A 378-nucleotide genomic window follows, 5' to 3' on the forward strand; every position below is an offset into this window, starting at 1 on the left:
TGATGAGAGGTTTCGTCGGCATGAATCAAAGGTGCCTTCTTTAACGCTTGTTTGATTGCTTGATGCAATGGAGTCAGCATTGAAGCGACTTTTGTTTGTGCTTCGCTAATCGCACCAACAGAAAACGTTGTGCCGAGTTGCTCTTTGAGCAGTGATTGGATTTTCCGAACACTAAGGTGATATTGTCCAGCAAGAACGCCAATGTAGCTGAGTAAATTGGGACCGATAATACCTTGTGATGCATTGTCGGGCTTTTGAGCTTTTACTGTTTCTTTACAGTGGCGGCATTGACCTGAAAATAAACGGTATTCAGTGATATCGACAGTGGATTTTGGAATATCGAAGACCTGATGGCGGTAGTAAGGGCCACTTTGAATA

At 43.4% G+C, this 378-nt stretch carries 1 protein-coding gene; it reads right to left on the minus strand.

The window, feature by feature from the left end; all coding sequences use genetic code 11:
• Nucleotides 1-378 (minus strand): IS66 family transposase (locus ACTRWI_RS22730; protein ID WP_499133945.1); only part of this gene is annotated, 378 nt, incomplete at both ends.

Source organism: Pseudoalteromonas sp. G5_S1_14_S5, from assembly GCF_054968605.1.